The following is a 14,958-nucleotide window of genomic DNA, read 5'->3' as shown; positions in this document are numbered from 1 at the left end:
GCTAAGTGCGGGCAAGTGGTAACTGTAAATCGCATCGCTTCTAGCTTCCGCGTCTCCTTGGGCCGCTTACGTCTAAGAATCGGTAGCGAACTTCTGCAAACGTACTTTCCGGTTCGATGCCAGGAGGTAGTGGGGAAGCACCATCAGCCGGTGGGTTTCGAATGGCTAAGCCATGTTGAACCAAGCGCAACCGAGAGGAGAGACGATTACGAACGGTCACAAGCGTGGAAAAATCGGTGAACCATTTTTGCTCAATGGCCGCAATCTCCTCTTTCAGCCGGGCCTCTTCAGCCAGGTTTTCATCCAAGGGAAGAAACGCGTAATACACTGCAACCGGAAAATCAAATGAGCATGCGGAAGGGGCGAACAGATGCTTTTCTTGCTTATCACTGTCGTAGTCCCATTTGTTCCATCGTTCGAACGCGAGTCTCCACATATCCGCGGATTTCTCTTCTCCTAACTGATGAAAGAAGGGGACTAGAATCTTGGCGACAGGAACTGCAGTCCCTGCAAAGGCCCAAAGCTCAACCGCGTCCACATATGCTGACCAGTGAACCGGGGTCAACTGCACAAGAGCCTTAGAGAGGGCCACCTCAGCAAGGGTATCCGCATGCGGATAACGAGCAAAGTCACGTAGCCACGCCCCCCACAAGTCAGTGTCTGCAACTTGAAGCAACAGCGCGCAGATATCATCTACTGAGCCTTCTGGTGCATCCGTGACTCGCTCATTGGCCAGCTGGAAAGTGCAAACGAATTTAAAGGTGACATCGTTAACCGCGAGAGCAAACTGGAGGGCATCTTCTTCGAGTACGTCTCTAACCGCAACAGAGAAGAATACATCATGTCTCTCTTCGATATGGCGGGCGAGCCTCTCGGGAACAAACCTCCAGAGGAGCATAACGGCTAGATGAAAATCGGGAGGCAGCTCCGTTGTTAGATGACGAATCAAATTTCCAAGCTTGCTATAGTCACCGATACGGCCTGCGGCCAGCGTTTCATCGCGCAACAGCTTCTCATCGGGATGGTTGCGATGATTTTGGTTACCCATGGATGTAGCCTTCAAGAGCATTACCAGACCATCCAAAAGTGGGGGGTGAATAATTTCCTGCGGTATCGCCTCCACCGCCTCCTTGTCGGAGGGTGATGATATCAATAAGGTCGTTAGAATTATCTGCAAGCGGTACAACCCGTAAGGAGGCTCAGGGGCCCAGGTATTAAGCTCCTGCCACGCCCAGGTCAGGGCACGCTGCCGCTGCTGGTTTTGCCTTTCCTCCTCCTGACCTCCCGCTTCTGCCCCCCGCCAAAGCGTCTCATCAAGCTCATACCATAACTCCTCTGAGTTGAAAGGCTCCGACTGAGCGTAGAGCTCCTGCATGGAATCCAAAGCTCTGGCCACAGCGGCAGGCATTTCGACTGTCCCGCTCAACACCTCGTCCAACATATCGCTCATTATTGCTCCTGCCCCTCATCTCCCGGGGTCTTCCAGATTAGGTACCTTTTCCCTTCGAGCTGTCCCCACAGGTCCAGGAAGGCCTGAGCGATAGGCTCACCATGTGATACCTTCTGAAGAATGTGATGTTCGTCGCCGAAGCTATTTATCGACGTGCCAAGAGACCACGCCAGCGCAGAGCCTTGTGCTCTTGGAAAGATGATGAATCGGTCGTGGAATCCCCATCCAGCGCTTCCTTCACGTATGCGAAATTCGAGCTGCAGGCCATGGCAGTTCCCCTTTGCCGCCGTGAGCTGTTCAGCCTGTTCCTTCCTTTCCTTTTTTGCTCGCTCGCGTGCTAGCCGGTTAATTTCGCGCGCAGATGTTCCTTCTTGAATATTGAGTTTCTGTTCAGTTCCTGGAGGCTTCTTGCCAGCGGTCAACGCCCTGAGCGGCACACCGTTGTGGGGGCAGAAGAACAGCGTGCGCAAAACATCGTCGGCGCTCAGGAACGGGTCCCACAACCAGACGCCTTCTTTACCGTGTTTCTCCATCAGCCACCGTAGGTCTTCAAGTGCCGCCATACGCCTTGCGAGTTTTCGCGACATCACCTCCGGTGTCGTGTCCTCGCTATCAGCAACCTCGCCCTCGTCTGTGTTTACCTCACTGGCTTGGGGGTTTGCAGCCTCTTGCTTCTTGGTTTCGTCGAGGCCGTACTGGACAAATTCTTTACGCGCTTTGAGGCTAGACACAGATTCGCCGAAAACACGTTGTGAAACCCACGGCTCCCGAGGGTTCTCAGGGGTACTTCCGATGACTCTTTGTGGCTCGACAGTTTTTATAAGTTCTAGAGACTGGGCAACCTGCTTGCCTGTGGAGTCTAGTAGGAAGAATTCGCGTCTGACCTCTGTGTTTCCCTGATGCTCGATTGACACAGAAAAGTTCATATTCGTGAGGAAGGTTACTGGAGGTGTAGCGCTCAGAAGAATGCGCTTTTCCTCATCCCAGATGTGCGTGCGCGCCCCACCACCCGGCGCGTTGAGTTGAAGTTTCGCTTCGCCTGCAGAAATTACAGCCGAATCGAAGCTAGTCACTGTAGCGTCCTTCCAAATCTCTGCAGCAATCCGAAGGCTGCGAGGGGGGACATCAGGATGCCACGCAGCGACCACCGAATGGTCGCCTTCGGAAGAGCCACGTACCCCGGTGGACATCACCGTCACGGGTAGTTGGATGATGACGTTACCAAGACGGTCCGACATCCCATCAACCTTTATCGGCAGATACCCTTCAACAATCTTCGCAAGGTTGGTCAGCCTGCGCGAGTCATCAAACAAGGACCGCAAGTACGGCTTAGTGGTATCAAACAGTTCCAGTACATGGGAACCTTCGAAGAAGTTGTTCTTGAGAACCCCGTTCCACGGGTGATGGTCTTGCCCGTCGGATGGCACAAACTGAGGGGGAACTGCGACCAGGGTGCCCGTCTGGACTTGAGCAGGTGTGGGCTTCCATTGACCAGATGCCCCAAATTCAGCGACTTTCGCCAGGAATACCGCGAGCGGGAGGCGATACTGCACTATACCAACGTCCCACCCTGTTCCTTGCAGCCTATGTCGCTTTCTTCCGTTTAGAAGAACTGACCGCCAATCAATCTCCGAAGGCGCTTCAAGCGGTTCAGCAACCGCAAGTGTCAGAAAGTTTGTGAATGTTTTATCTTGAACCCCGAGTATCTCAGTGACCTCGACACTGCGATAGAACCCGACAACACCAGGCTCGACCAGCTCTTCCAGCTTTGTAAGTGTCCTTGCCACATCCCAAACAACCATCTTCTTTTGCATGTTTTGACCAATCGGGAGAAGCCTTCACCGTGATGCAGGCAGCCGGCTCTCTGAAGCTTGCGAATCCGCACAGTTTCCACAGCGTTTCTTCAAATGCGGCGCACTGCGATCATGAATACATCAATATTAAGCCGCAGATATGCCAAAGACAAATCAAAATGGTTGGCAGATTGGTCAAACAGGTGATGGGCCTCACTTGGTGGATAGCGGGCATCGGGATTGCCCTGCGCATTCGTACACACAAGGCCGAGGAGAAGCCACTCGAGTAGTGCCCATCCAGTGGCTGGCAAGCTAGCCTCACCATAAAAGATAGGAATGTGCACAGCGCTAGAATCTATTTTATTCAGTTGAGATTCGCTTATTTAACTAAGCCCATCTTCTGAAGATAAAACCGGTCAGACTTGACCAACACTATGGCCTGCTACAAGTAATATTCGCACATTAAAATTTTGCAACCCTAGGTGGATTGTGAGTTGACCTTCTATCAAAACGCCCTAACGTTTATACCCTTTTTTGCTTCCTTTTCCTCGGAGGAGGATTAATCAGCAAATGCATCTCATCGCGACCAGGTTCAAATATCTTGTCGAGGAGATATTTATAGTCAGTGCTAGTACCCTTACTATGTTTTATCCGAAAACCACAACAAGGCGTAACAAGAACGCAATTTTTCAGGCTGACTGAGATGTTACTGATACATCCATCAATCGCGAGGCTTAGGGAGCGCCTAGGTAAGGGATACCCCTCTGGATCCCAAAGTACAAGCATTGAGGAGCCACTAGCTTCTTTGGGGTGCATGAAGTCAATTAAATAACGCAGCTGACCACCATAGCGCAATGCAGCCACCAGCACGGGACGTGTTTCTTTTCGAGAGGGATCTAAAAAAAGCCATTGTGGTGACTTACCCTCGTGCTCACGTGGCAATCGATTAAGAATCCTTGAGCGGTATATGACACGATTGCCTAGAACAGACTTGTAATCAACTTTTACATTGCCAGCGCGTTCAGCCTCGTCTAGCAAAAGCAAAATTTCATCCAACTTCGTATGAGGAGCAGGGGACAAGCTCTCCAGGGGCAAATTCGCCTCTTGCTCTGATTGGATCTCATCGCCCTTATTAATCGCGACCAAGATAGTAGAAACCAGTTTTTTTTCGGTCTCCTCACAAAATTCCAGCAATGATCCTCCTTCTACCACTACGCGACGGCGATCATCATTTCCTTTACTGACCTGATCTTGCTTTGGGATTTTGGGTGAAGGGATTTTTTCCAGCTCTGGGAAGCGGGCGGCAAAATCAGCATCAGCCAGCTCCATCTGAGTAAGCGTAGCATCCGCACCTTCATCAACTAACGAGGTGATCTCCGTACCAACCTCCGGCACTGCTGGCGGTCCAGACCTACTTTGCTCCTCTAACCCCTCTCGCTCTTCATCACACGCAACCCGCTCATTGTCATTGTCTCGGCCAAAATGAATCGCGTCAAAGTCCATTGCCCAGTCCGAGCGAAGAATTCGAGTAACGAAGTAGCTGACATAGCCATCAACCATGCTCGTACGGTAGATAAGTTTTAAATTCATCCTTCCATGAGCAGGTGGAAAAGCTATTAATGCGCGCTCAAAATACTTCCCATCCTCAGGGCAACGGCCTGCGGCCCTTAGAAAAATATTGGCTGCTTCGTCAAATGCCCCTGGGGTAAAAAATAGCCGAGCTATATGGCGGCGATCTTGATTCAGCATCCATTGCCGTAACCATACAGCCGCAACCCGAGGATTTTTCTTATCCACGTTAGTATGGGCTGGATTGATAATGTACCGATTGGGGTCAAGAATCTTTGTGGAAAGAATGGTATTCGCCATCCTACTGGAGGTACAGTAGAAAAAACGAAACACTTCACTGCACGGAACCATCAAGTAGTAAGGATTTCCGTGGGCTTGAATAGCAACATAATAAGACTTTGCATTTTCATTCCCAGGAGCAGGCGTCTTACCCTCACGCAATGGAATAAGAAAGCTCCCATTCTCAGATAAGGAGAAGCGATCGATGAGCCGAATATTGGCAGCCTCAAGCTCAACATTAAAATCGCCTATCTCTTCTGAAGGTAGAGGGAGTTTAGGATCGATCGCCAAACGACAATTATTCACGACGACATTGATTGGCAAGCGCATCAACTCGCCAACAGGGACGGGAATCTCGATAGGCTGCCCAACTGTTTTAAAATCAGCTGGCGTCGATGGCGCAACTTGGTTTGCAAGCTTGCCAAAGAAAATTGAAAGCCTCGGGGCCTTCTCCTTAGCTACGCAGTCATGCAGGCTTCCGTGGTAAACCACTTTCCACAAGCCTTCAAGCCGCATTAGTGAGCGTTGCTCCAAGGAGCTTGGTTGCATCCTTTAAAGTCCTATTCTCAAATAATTTGGCGCAGTCTCATATAGCACGAAACCTCACACCTTAGGCAGATCAGCGGGAGCCAGATTGACGGTGATACGGCGCGCCGGAAATTCAAAACCGGAGTTGATGATGGCGGCACGTACCCGGTCACGGCTCTCTTTAACCTCGGTATCGGGTAAGCCAACGATGGTGAACTGCGGCAGTCCATTGGCCAGATGGACCTCCACCGCCACTTCTGGAGCGTGCAAGCCGGCCAGGGCACGACTTGCAACAAGAGCCAATGACATGCGTAATCAGGAATGGCCAAGCTCGGCCTGTGCTTCAGACTTTGCCTGCGCCTCCTCGGGGAAAACCTGAGACTCAAGTCGGGCCAGACGCGCTTCAAGAGCAGTCAGCTTTTCGCGGGTACGTACCAGGACTTCCTGTTGCACATCGAATTCTTCACGGGTGACCAGATCCATGCGGGAAAAGGTGGAAGCCATCATGGCCTTGATATTCTTCTCTATATCCTTGGCCGGACTGGCGGCGATGGTATCGCTGATCTTGCTGCTGATTTCTTCAAAAATTTTCTGGCTCAACATTTCGATGCTCCTTGGATTGGGGACAATATTCCTTATTGAGTTTAGCAAAATCCCCTTGCAGCTGCAGTTTCACCCGCCGCACCAATGCAGTGCAAAGGAATCATCATAAATGCTCTGTCATGGTGCCGATACGTAGTTTCACCATGCAAATACGGATTTTGATATGGAAAATTCTTATGTAACAAGCAGATAGCAAGCTGGCACAGTTTGTGCACTAGTGACTTCAGCAACGCAAACATACATCTGGATCCATTGCAAAGGAGTGAACATGAAACTGGTCACCGCCGTGATCAAGCCATTTAAGCTTGATGAAGTACGTGAAGCACTATCCGCCATCGGCGTACAAGGGATTACCGTCACGGAAGTCAAAGGGTTCGGCCGTCAGAAGGGCCATACCGAGCTGTATCGTGGTGCTGAGTACGTAGTGGACTTTCTGCCCAAGGTAAAACTGGAGATCGCCATTGACGACAGCCTGCTGGACCAGGTTGTTGAGGCCATCGAAAAATCGGCACGTACCGGTAAAATTGGCGACGGCAAGATTTTTGTCTTCGAACTGGAACAAATCGTACGGATTCGGACCGGTGAAACCGGTATCGACGCGGTTTAAGCGACGCCATTGCCATACAGGGGAAATCAAATGAAGAAGAAACTTGCTGCATTGGGTGGCAGCCTGCTAGCACTGGCACTGCCGGTACTGGCGGATGCACCAGCTGGTCCGGCCCTGGCCGATTTCAAGGTGATCAACTCCGGCGATACCGCCTGGATGCTGACCTCCACTGCATTGGTGCTGTTCATGACCATCCCGGGCCTGGCACTGTTCTATGGTGGCATGGTTCGCAAGAAGAACGTGCTGGCAACCCTGATGCAAAGCTTTGCCATCACGGCACTGGTGACTGTGCTGTGGGCCATTGTTGGCTACAGCCTGGCGTTCACCGTTGGTAATCCCTATTTGGGTGATCTGAGCCGTGTCTTCCTGGATGGCATGGACTACATCGCCGATACCAAGAAGGTAGCGGTTCACCCTGCTGCCGGTACCATTCCGGAATCGGTGTTCATGATGTTCCAGATGACCTTTGCCATCATTACCCCGGCACTGATCACCGGCGCATTTGCTGAACGGATGAAATTCTCTGCGCTGCTGATCTTTACTGCACTGTGGTCTTTGCTGGTTTATGTACCGGTTGCCCACTGGGTATGGGGTCCGGGCGGCTGGATGAGTGGTCAAGGCGTGCTGGACTTTGCTGGCGGCACCGTGGTGCACATCAATGCTGGTATTGCTGGTTTGGTTTGCGCCCTGGTAATGGGCAAGCGTATTGGATTCGGCAAGGAAGCCATGCCGCCGCATAACCTGATTCTGACCCTGATCGGTGCATCCATGCTGTGGATTGGCTGGTTCGGCTTTAACGCTGGCTCCGCAGCTGCCGCCGATGGCCGTGCCGGCATGGCGATGGTCACCACACAGGTTGCAACTGGCTTGGCAGCTCTTGCCTGGACCTTTGCTGAGTGGATTCACAAGAAAAAGCCGTCGGTGCTGGGTATTGCTTCCGGCGCAGTCGCTGGTCTGGTTGCCATCACGCCGGCTGCTGGTTTTGTGGATGTAAAGGGTGCGCTGATTATCGGTGCCGTTGCCGGTGTAGTTTGCTTCTGGGGTGCAACTGGCCTGAAGCACATGCTGGGCTATGATGATTCCCTGGACGCATTCGGTGTACATGGTGTGGGCGGTATCGTGGGTGCCCTGCTGACAGGTGTGCTCGCGGTGAAGAGCATTGGCGGCGCTGAGGGCAGCCTGGCGACTCAGGCTATCGGCGTGGGAGTCACCGTGGTGTACTGCGGCATCATCACCTTCATCCTGCTGAAGATCATTGACGTGGTTGTTGGTCTGCGTGTGGCTGAAGACGAAGAACGCGAAGGCCTGGACGTGGTACTGCACGGCGAACGTGTGGAGTAAGCCACGCGCTTAGACAGATTTTGTGGTAAGGGACTTAGGGGCGCTTCGGCGCCCTCTTTTTTTGGCTGCCGCGAGGGCTATGTTAGGTTTCAGTGCATAAAAAAAGCACCGGGGTCACACCCGGTGCTTTTACCTTGCTTTAAGCTTCTGCCGGCTTACAGACCAGCGTCTGCGCGCAGGGCTTCCACTTTGTCGGTACGTTCCCAGGTGAATTCCGGCTCTTCACGGCCGAAGTGTCCGTAAGCAGCGGTCTTGCCGTAGATCGGGCGCAGCAGGTCCAGCATCTGGATGATGCCTTTCGGGCGCAGGTCAAAATGCTTCTTCACCAGTTCCACGATCTTTTCGTTCGGGATCTTGTTGGTGCCGAAGGTATCCACGGCAATCGAGGTCGGCTCGGCCACGCCGATGGCGTAGGAAACCTGGATCTGGCACTGGCGTGCCAGGCCCGCAGCCACGATGTTTTTGGCCACGTAACGGCCGGCATAGGCTGCCGAGCGGTCTACCTTGGACGGATCCTTGCCGGAGAAGGCACCACCACCGTGCGGGGCGGCTCCGCCGTAGGTATCGACAATGATCTTGCGACCGGTCAGGCCGCAATCGCCCATCGGGCCGCCAATGACGAAGCGACCGGTCGGGTTAACCAGATACTTGGTTTCGGCAGTCAGCATTTCCGGCGGCAGTACCGGCTTGATGATGTCTTCGATCACGGCTTCGGTCAGCGTCTTGTGGTCGATTTCCGGGCTGTGCTGGGTGGACAGCACCACGGTGTCGATACGCTTGGGCAGGCCGGTTTCGCCATCATAAACGCAGGTAATCTGGCTCTTGGCATCCGGACGCAGCCACGGCAGGCGGCCATCCTTGCGCAGCTCGGCCTGGCGCTGTACCAGACGGTGGGCATAGTAGATGGGGAAAGGCATCAGCGTCGGGGTTTCGTCGCAGGCATAGCCGAACATCAAACCCTGGTCGCCTGCGCCCTGGTTCAGGTCCAGGCCTTCGCCTTCATTCACGCCCTGGGCGATATCTTGCGATTGCTTGTCGTAGCAGGCCATGACGGCGCAGCCGTGGTAGTCGAAGCCCAGCTCGGAGCTGTCATAACCGATGCGCTTGATGGTTTCGCGTGCAACTTTGATGTAGTCGATATTGGCCGAGGTGGTAATTTCACCAGCCAGCACCACCAGGCCGGTGTTGACCAGGGTTTCGGCTGCCACGCGAGCGTATTTGTCTTCGCGCAGGATGGCATCAAGGATGGCATCGGAGATTTGGTCGGCTACTTTGTCCGGATGACCTTCCGATACCGATTCCGACGTAAACAGATATTCGCTCATTTGTTTGTTGATTCCCGAATAAAGCAAAACAGTGTGATGATAAAATAGGCCGCTTTACGATCACCACTGACTAAACCATGTCCAAGCTGGTCCAACTCGTGTTGTCCTTGCTGGCGCGTTTGCCGCTGTCCTGGCTGCAATGTCTCGGCGCCATTCTGGGGCGGCTTACTTACCTTTCATCGCCCCGCTACGCAGAGCGGATGAGAAGTAATCTGGCGTCGAGTAAAATCTGTGAAAATTATCAGGTTTTACAAGGACTAGTCAAACAATCTGCACTGGAAACCGGTAAAGGTGCATTGGAATTGTCAATAGCCTGGTGCCGGGAGCCCGAAGACATCGCCGCGCTGGTAAAAGCCTGTCACGGCTGGGAGCGTGTTGAACATGCCTTACAGGCAGGTCACGGTATTGTTTTTGTCACCCCGCACCTGGGCAGCTATGACATTGCTGGTCGTTATATCAGCTCGCGTCTGCCCTTTCCATTGACTGCCATGTACCGTCCTCCCAAGCTCACCTGGCTGGAGCCGGTCATGCAGGCGGGCCGCGCCCGTGGCAAGGGCAAGACCGCACCAGCAACCGGTGCAGGTGTGCGCATTCTGATGAAAGCACTGAAATCAGGTGAAGCCACCATCATTCTGCCCGATCAGGTTCCCGGCAACGGCGAAGGGGTGTGGGCTCCATTTTTTGGCAAACCCGCCTACACCATGAGCCTGGTGCCGCGGCTGGCACAGGTTGCCGGTGTGGAAGTGTTGTTTTTCGTCGGTGAGCGCCTGCCCCGCGGTGAAGGCTTTGTCGTGCATATCGAAGCCATGCCCCAGCCTTTCAGTGGTGACAAGGACGCTGACTGTGCGCTGCTGAACCAGACAGTGGAAGACCTGATCCGCCGCTTCCCCAGCCAGTACCTGTGGAGCTACAACCGTTACAAATGCCCGGCAGGCGTCACTCCGCCGGACCATCAGCAAGGAAACCCATGAAGATTGCTTTTGCCCTGTTATGGCTGATTCGCCTGCTGCCCATGTGGGCCATCGGCATGCTGGCTGATGCCATTGGCCTGCTTGCTTATCATCTGGCTGCCGATCGCCGCAAGGTTGGCCTTACCAATCTGCGGCTTTGCTTTCCGGAGATGAAAGAAAAAGAGCGCGAACGGCTGATCAAGGCCAATTTTGGCTACATGATCCGTCTTGCACTTGAGTATGGTGTGGCATGGTGGAGTTCTGCCGAGCGCATCCGCAAGCTGGTCACCATCAAGAATCTGCACATTGTTGAGGAGCTGCGCGCTAAGGGCGAGGATGTCATCCTGTTCTATCCCCACTTTGTCGGTTTCGAGATGTGCGTTTTCGCACTGAACCAGGTACTACCGCTGGTCAGCGTCTATTCACAGCAAAAGAACGATACGCTAGATGCCCAGATCTATGCTGGCCGCCAGCGCTACAACAATTGCTATATCGTGCCGCGCAATGAAGGCCTGCGCTCCATCATCAAGGCCATGCGCAAGGAACATACCCCTTTCCTCTACCTGCCCGATCAGGACTTTGGGGTGCGTGATTCAGTGTTTGTGAAATTCTTCGAGAAGGATGCCGCCACCATTACGGGGCTGTCACGCATCAGCAAACTGGCACGTGCCCGTGTGGTTCCGCTGATTGCCCGCAGAGTGGGTAACCGCTTTGAGCTCGAGTTCTACCCGGCATGGGAAAACTATCCAACAGAGGATGTCGTGGCCGATACCCGCCGCATGAATGCCTTTCTGGAAGAGCGCATCCGCGAGATTCCCGAGCAATACTTCTGGCTGCACAAGCGCTTCAAAAACCGTCCTGAAGGCGAAGCGCGCGTCTACTGACCTGGTAGGCGGCACACTTGGCAACATGACCCGGCACAAGCCGGGTTTTGTTTATCCCTGATCCCGTCTGCAGTCGCAACGAGCCACTTATCAGGGCTGCCGGCCATAACCATGCCGGCACCGCCCTCGCCCCTTACTCGCCCATTCCCGGCTCTCTCTCCTTCCCTGGCCCCTCCCATTCTCTTGCCACAAGCTTGTATCTGGCCATACCGGGTTGCCGAGTGGCTTCAGCCCCGGGTCAAGCAGGGATTTCAGGCATGAAAAAACCCGGCCGGAGCCGGGTTTTCTTGCACTGCCAAGTTGCTTAGCTACTGCGCTTTTTCCAGAACGTCTGATAGACGAAACCGGGAAAAGCAAACACCAGAAACAAGGCAACTGTCGTGACATAAAACTGCCAGTGCTGCTGCTGAACCGGCATCTGCTTGGCCTCAAGAAAGCGGGCAAACAGACCAACCAGCAAAAACAACACCACCATTTCCAGCAGACGCCAACCAAAATGCTTGTTGGCCACAGGCAGCAGCCCTACCAGACGCGAAGTCAGGAACGGCAGGTTTGCCGCCAGAAAGGCAACGATCAGCAAAGTAGCAACACTGGCTTGCATATGCAGGGCTTTCGCTTAGATTGCTGCCAGCGACTGCTTCATCGCCTGCAGGCACAGCACGATCACACGTTCCGGCACTACACCCAGCACCAGCAGGGCGATGGCATTCACCGACAACACCAGCTTCATGTCAGCGCGCATCACGATGGCCGAGCTATCCTGTGCTTCGTCGAAGTAGATGGTCTTCACAACACGCAGGTAGTAGAAGGCACCAATCAGCGACATCATCACCGCAACAATGGCCAGCCAGTACAGATGGATGTCCACGATGGCCTTGATCACGGCAAACTTGGCATAGAAGCCAGCCAGCGGCGGAACACCGGCCATGGAGAACATGGTCAGCAGCATCAGCAGTGCATACCAGCTGTTACGGTTGTTCAGGCCCTTCAGATCATCCAGGGTTTCGCATTCGAAACCGGCACGGGACAGGCCCATCAGGATGCCGAAGCTGACCATGGACATCAGCACGTAGATCAGGGAGTAGAACAGCGCTGCGGCATAGCCATCCGGCGTACCGGCCAGCAGGCCCAGCAGCAGGAAGCCCATGTGCGAGATGGTGGAGTAAGCCAGCATGCGCTTGATGTTGGTCTGTGCAATGGCGGTGATGTTACCGATAGCCATCGACAGAACCGCAACCAGTGCCAGCATGGCTTGCCAGTCAGCCACCATGGCCTCCAGGCCTTGCACCAGAATGCGCAGGACAAAGACGAAGGCAGCCAGCTTCGGCGCAGCGCCAATCATCAGGGTAACGGCAGTGGCCGAGCCCTGATAAACGTCAGGCACCCACATGTGGAACGGCACGGTACCCAGTTTGAAGCACAGGCCAGCCACGATGAATACCAAGCCGAATACCAGCAGCATGTCATTGGCGGTATGCGCCTTGACAGCCTTGGCAACCAGCGCCAGATCCAGCGTGCCGGTAGCACCGTAAATCATGGAAATACCGTACAGCAGCAAGCCGGAAGCCAGCGCGCCTAGGACGAAGTACTTCATGGCCGACTCAGTTGCCTTCACCGAATCGCGTTGGAGCGCAATCAGCGAATACAGCGACAGCGACAGCAGCTCCAGCCCCATGTACAGCGACACAAAGCTGGATGCGGACACCATGAAGTTCATACCCAGCAAGGCAAACAGTGCCAGGGAGAAGAACTCGCCGCGCAACAGGCCGCGGTCAGCAATGTACTGGCGGCTGTATACCAGCACGATGGCGGTACTGCCGTACATGGCCAGCTTTACCAGACTGGACAAGGCATCACTGACAAACATGCCAGAGAAGGTATGTACCGGCACCACCGGGTAGGTTTGCACCTGCAATACGGCACAGACTGCCAACGTCAGCAAGGCGAGGCCGTAATGCATGCCACGCTTTGCGTCCGAGATAAAGGCATCGAGCATGAGGATGACCAGAATTGCCCCGGACATGAACAGTTCGGGCAATGCAGGCATCAGGTTCAGATCAGCCCAATTCATTATGTTTTCCTTATGGCCTTAGCTTAGAGCTTGGTCTGCGCAACATGCGCAATCAGGTCATTCACCGACAGGTGCATCTTCTCGACGAAGCCTTGCGGATACAGACCCATGCCCAGCACCGCAATGGCCAGAACGACCAGCACCAGGAACTCGCGTTTGTTCACGTCAGCCATTTCTTCAACGTGGTGATTGCTCACCTCGCCAAAGATCACCCGCTTGTACATCCACAGGGTGTAAGCAGCGCCGAAGATCAGGGTGGTGGCAGCCAGTGCGGCATACCAGAAGTTCACCTGTACCGCACCCATGATCACCATGAACTCACCGGCAAAACCGGAAGTCGCCGGCAGACCGGAGTTGGCCATGGCAAACAGCATCATGAAGGCAGCAAAGATCGGCATCTTGTTGGCGACACCACCGTAGTCGGCGATGTTGCGGCTGTGCACGCGGTCGTACATCACACCGATACAGAAGAACATGCCGGCAGAAACGAAACCGTGTGACACCATCTGTACCAGTGCACCTTCAACCGCCCACTGGTTCAGGTGCGAACCGGTGAACATGAACATGCCCAGGGTAACGAAACCCATGTGGGAAATGGAGGAGTAAGCCACCAGTTTCTTCATGTCGGTTTGCACCAGCGCCACCAGACCGATGTACACCACGGCAACCAGCGACAGGGCGACCATGATCCACGACAGTTCGCGTGCAGCATCCGGCAGGATGGGCAGGGCAAACCGCAGGAAGCCGTAAGCACCGATCTTCAGGGTGATGGCTGCCAGCACCATGGAGCCACCTGTCGGCGCTTCCACGTGGGCATCCGGCAACCAGGTATGTACCGGCCACATCGGCACCTTCACGGCAAAAGACAGGAAGAAGGCGATGAACAGCAGGATCTGCACGTTCAGCGGAATCTTGGCAATCGCCTGGAAGGCTTGGATGTCGAAGGTCTTACCAGCCTGGAAATACAGGTAGATCAAGGCCACCAGCATCAGCAGCGAACCGAGCAGGGTGTACAGGAAGAACTTGAAGGACGCATACACACGACGCGGACCACCCCAGACACCGATGATCAGGTACATCGGGATCAGCATGCCTTCAAAGAAGACATAGAACAGGATGGCATCCAGCGCGGCAAATGCACCGTTGATCAGGCCGGACATGATCAGGAAAGCGGCCATGTACTGGGACTGGCGCTTCTTGATGACTTCCCAGCCAGCCAGCACCACCATCAAGGTGGTGAAGCTGTTGAGGATGACAAACAGCATGGAAATGCCATCAACACCCAGGTGGTACTGGATACCGAAGGAGGCAATCCACGGCTTCACTTCCTCGAACTGCATACCGCCGTTCAGGTTATCAAAGCCGGTAAACAACGGCAGGGACAACAGGAAACTGATCAGGGCACCGGCTACGGCGACCCAGCGAGCCAAGGTGGCCCGTTGGTCTCCTCCCGTAGCCAGTACCAGCAACCCGGCCACGATCGGGGCCCAGATCACCAGACTTAACTGATTTGTGAACATAGTCAAAACCTAAGTAGTTATTCCAATTCCAGAGGTCT

Annotated in this window: 13 protein-coding genes and 1 pseudogene; 5 read left to right on the top strand and 9 right to left on the bottom strand. The window is 54.1% G+C overall.

The window, feature by feature from the left end; translation table 11 throughout:
- Positions 1-40: 40 nt before the first annotated feature.
- Together QVF59_RS07615 and QVF59_RS07610 are read right to left on the bottom strand one after the other, a co-directional pair.
- Positions 41-1,450 carry a hypothetical protein gene (locus QVF59_RS07615; RefSeq protein ID WP_287878552.1) on the bottom strand — a complete coding sequence of 470 codons (1,410 nt, stop codon included), beginning with the start codon at positions 1,448-1,450 and terminating at the stop codon, positions 41-43.
- Complete coding sequence (locus tag QVF59_RS07610) at positions 1,450-3,264, bottom strand: VPA1262 family N-terminal domain-containing protein (protein ID WP_287878551.1); 1,815 nt, start codon at positions 3,262-3,264, stop codon at positions 1,450-1,452. Before QVF59_RS07610 ends, QVF59_RS07615 begins: the two co-directional genes overlap by 1 nt.
- A 29-nt stretch (positions 3,265-3,293) precedes the next feature.
- Between QVF59_RS07610 and QVF59_RS07605 the strand changes: the two genes are divergently transcribed.
- On the top strand, positions 3,294-3,533 hold the full coding sequence (locus QVF59_RS07605) for a hypothetical protein (protein ID WP_287878550.1): 240 nt from the start codon (positions 3,294-3,296) through the stop codon (positions 3,531-3,533).
- A 232-nt stretch (positions 3,534-3,765) separates the two neighbouring features.
- Here QVF59_RS07605 and QVF59_RS07600 read toward each other — a convergent pair whose 3' ends face one another.
- The 3 genes and pseudogenes from QVF59_RS07600 to QVF59_RS07590 all read right to left on the bottom strand — a co-directional run bounded on the left by QVF59_RS07600 (position 3,766) and on the right by QVF59_RS07590 (position 6,222).
- Positions 3,766-5,640, bottom strand: coding sequence for a hypothetical protein (locus tag QVF59_RS07600; RefSeq protein ID WP_287878549.1), 1,875 nt, complete (start codon positions 5,638-5,640; stop codon positions 3,766-3,768).
- A 60-nt stretch (positions 5,641-5,700) separates the two neighbouring features.
- A pseudogene (locus QVF59_RS07595) lies at positions 5,701-5,928 on the bottom strand (magnesium chelatase domain-containing protein); the annotation flags it as partial.
- A gap of 6 nt (positions 5,929-5,934) precedes the next feature.
- Positions 5,935-6,222: an accessory factor UbiK family protein gene (locus QVF59_RS07590; protein WP_287878548.1), complete on the bottom strand. Its 288-nt coding sequence runs from the start codon at positions 6,220-6,222 to the stop codon at positions 5,935-5,937.
- A 268-nt stretch (positions 6,223-6,490) separates the two neighbouring features.
- Here QVF59_RS07590 and glnK point away from each other — a divergent pair, with 268 nt between their 5' ends.
- Both glnK and QVF59_RS07580 read left to right on the top strand, forming a co-directional pair.
- Positions 6,491-6,829 carry a P-II family nitrogen regulator gene (gene glnK, locus QVF59_RS07585; RefSeq protein WP_089083799.1) on the top strand — a complete coding sequence of 113 codons (339 nt, stop codon included), beginning with the start codon at positions 6,491-6,493 and terminating at the stop codon, positions 6,827-6,829.
- Positions 6,830-6,859: 30 nt separating this feature from the next.
- Positions 6,860-8,170, top strand: coding sequence for an ammonium transporter (locus tag QVF59_RS07580; protein WP_287878546.1), 1,311 nt, complete (start codon positions 6,860-6,862; stop codon positions 8,168-8,170).
- A gap of 155 nt (positions 8,171-8,325) precedes the next feature.
- Here the strand turns inward: QVF59_RS07580 and metK are convergent, their stop codons facing one another.
- The gene (metK, locus tag QVF59_RS07575) at positions 8,326-9,495 is read right to left on the bottom strand and encodes a methionine adenosyltransferase (RefSeq protein WP_159879560.1); all 1,170 of its coding nucleotides are present in this window, start codon (positions 9,493-9,495) and stop codon (positions 8,326-8,328) included.
- Between the two features lie 77 nt (positions 9,496-9,572).
- On the opposite strand from metK, the gene QVF59_RS07570 reads away from it, so the two are divergent.
- A complete protein-coding gene (locus QVF59_RS07570) occupies positions 9,573-10,466 on the top strand; it encodes a lysophospholipid acyltransferase family protein (protein WP_159879562.1) in 894 nt (297 codons plus the stop codon).
- Positions 10,463-11,329, top strand: a complete 867-nt coding sequence (locus QVF59_RS07565; protein WP_287878543.1) for a lipid A biosynthesis lauroyl acyltransferase — start codon at positions 10,463-10,465, stop codon at positions 11,327-11,329. Before QVF59_RS07570 ends, QVF59_RS07565 begins: the two co-directional genes overlap by 4 nt.
- A 304-nt stretch (positions 11,330-11,633) precedes the next feature.
- Here the strand turns inward: QVF59_RS07565 and QVF59_RS07560 are convergent, their stop codons facing one another.
- From QVF59_RS07560 to QVF59_RS07550, 3 genes are read right to left on the bottom strand one after another with little or no spacing between them, the layout of a single operon-like run.
- Entirely contained in the window at positions 11,634-11,930 is a 297-nt protein-coding gene (locus QVF59_RS07560) for a DUF2818 family protein (RefSeq protein WP_159879566.1), read from the bottom strand.
- A gap of 15 nt (positions 11,931-11,945) precedes the next feature.
- Positions 11,946-13,400 carry an NADH-quinone oxidoreductase subunit NuoN gene (nuoN, locus tag QVF59_RS07555; protein ID WP_287878540.1) on the bottom strand — a complete coding sequence of 485 codons (1,455 nt, stop codon included), beginning with the start codon at positions 13,398-13,400 and terminating at the stop codon, positions 11,946-11,948.
- 23 nt (positions 13,401-13,423) lie between these two features.
- A complete protein-coding gene (locus tag QVF59_RS07550; protein ID WP_287878537.1) occupies positions 13,424-14,920 on the bottom strand; it encodes an NADH-quinone oxidoreductase subunit M in 1,497 nt (498 codons plus the stop codon).
- Positions 14,921-14,958: the final 38 nt, after the last annotated feature.

Origin of the sequence: Aquitalea sp., assembly GCF_030150775.1 — a bacterium.
Classification (GTDB): domain Bacteria; phylum Pseudomonadota; class Gammaproteobacteria; order Burkholderiales; family Chromobacteriaceae; genus Aquitalea; species Aquitalea denitrificans.
Note: the sequence above shows the minus strand (reverse complement) of the source record. Positions and strands in the feature narration are given on the sequence as shown.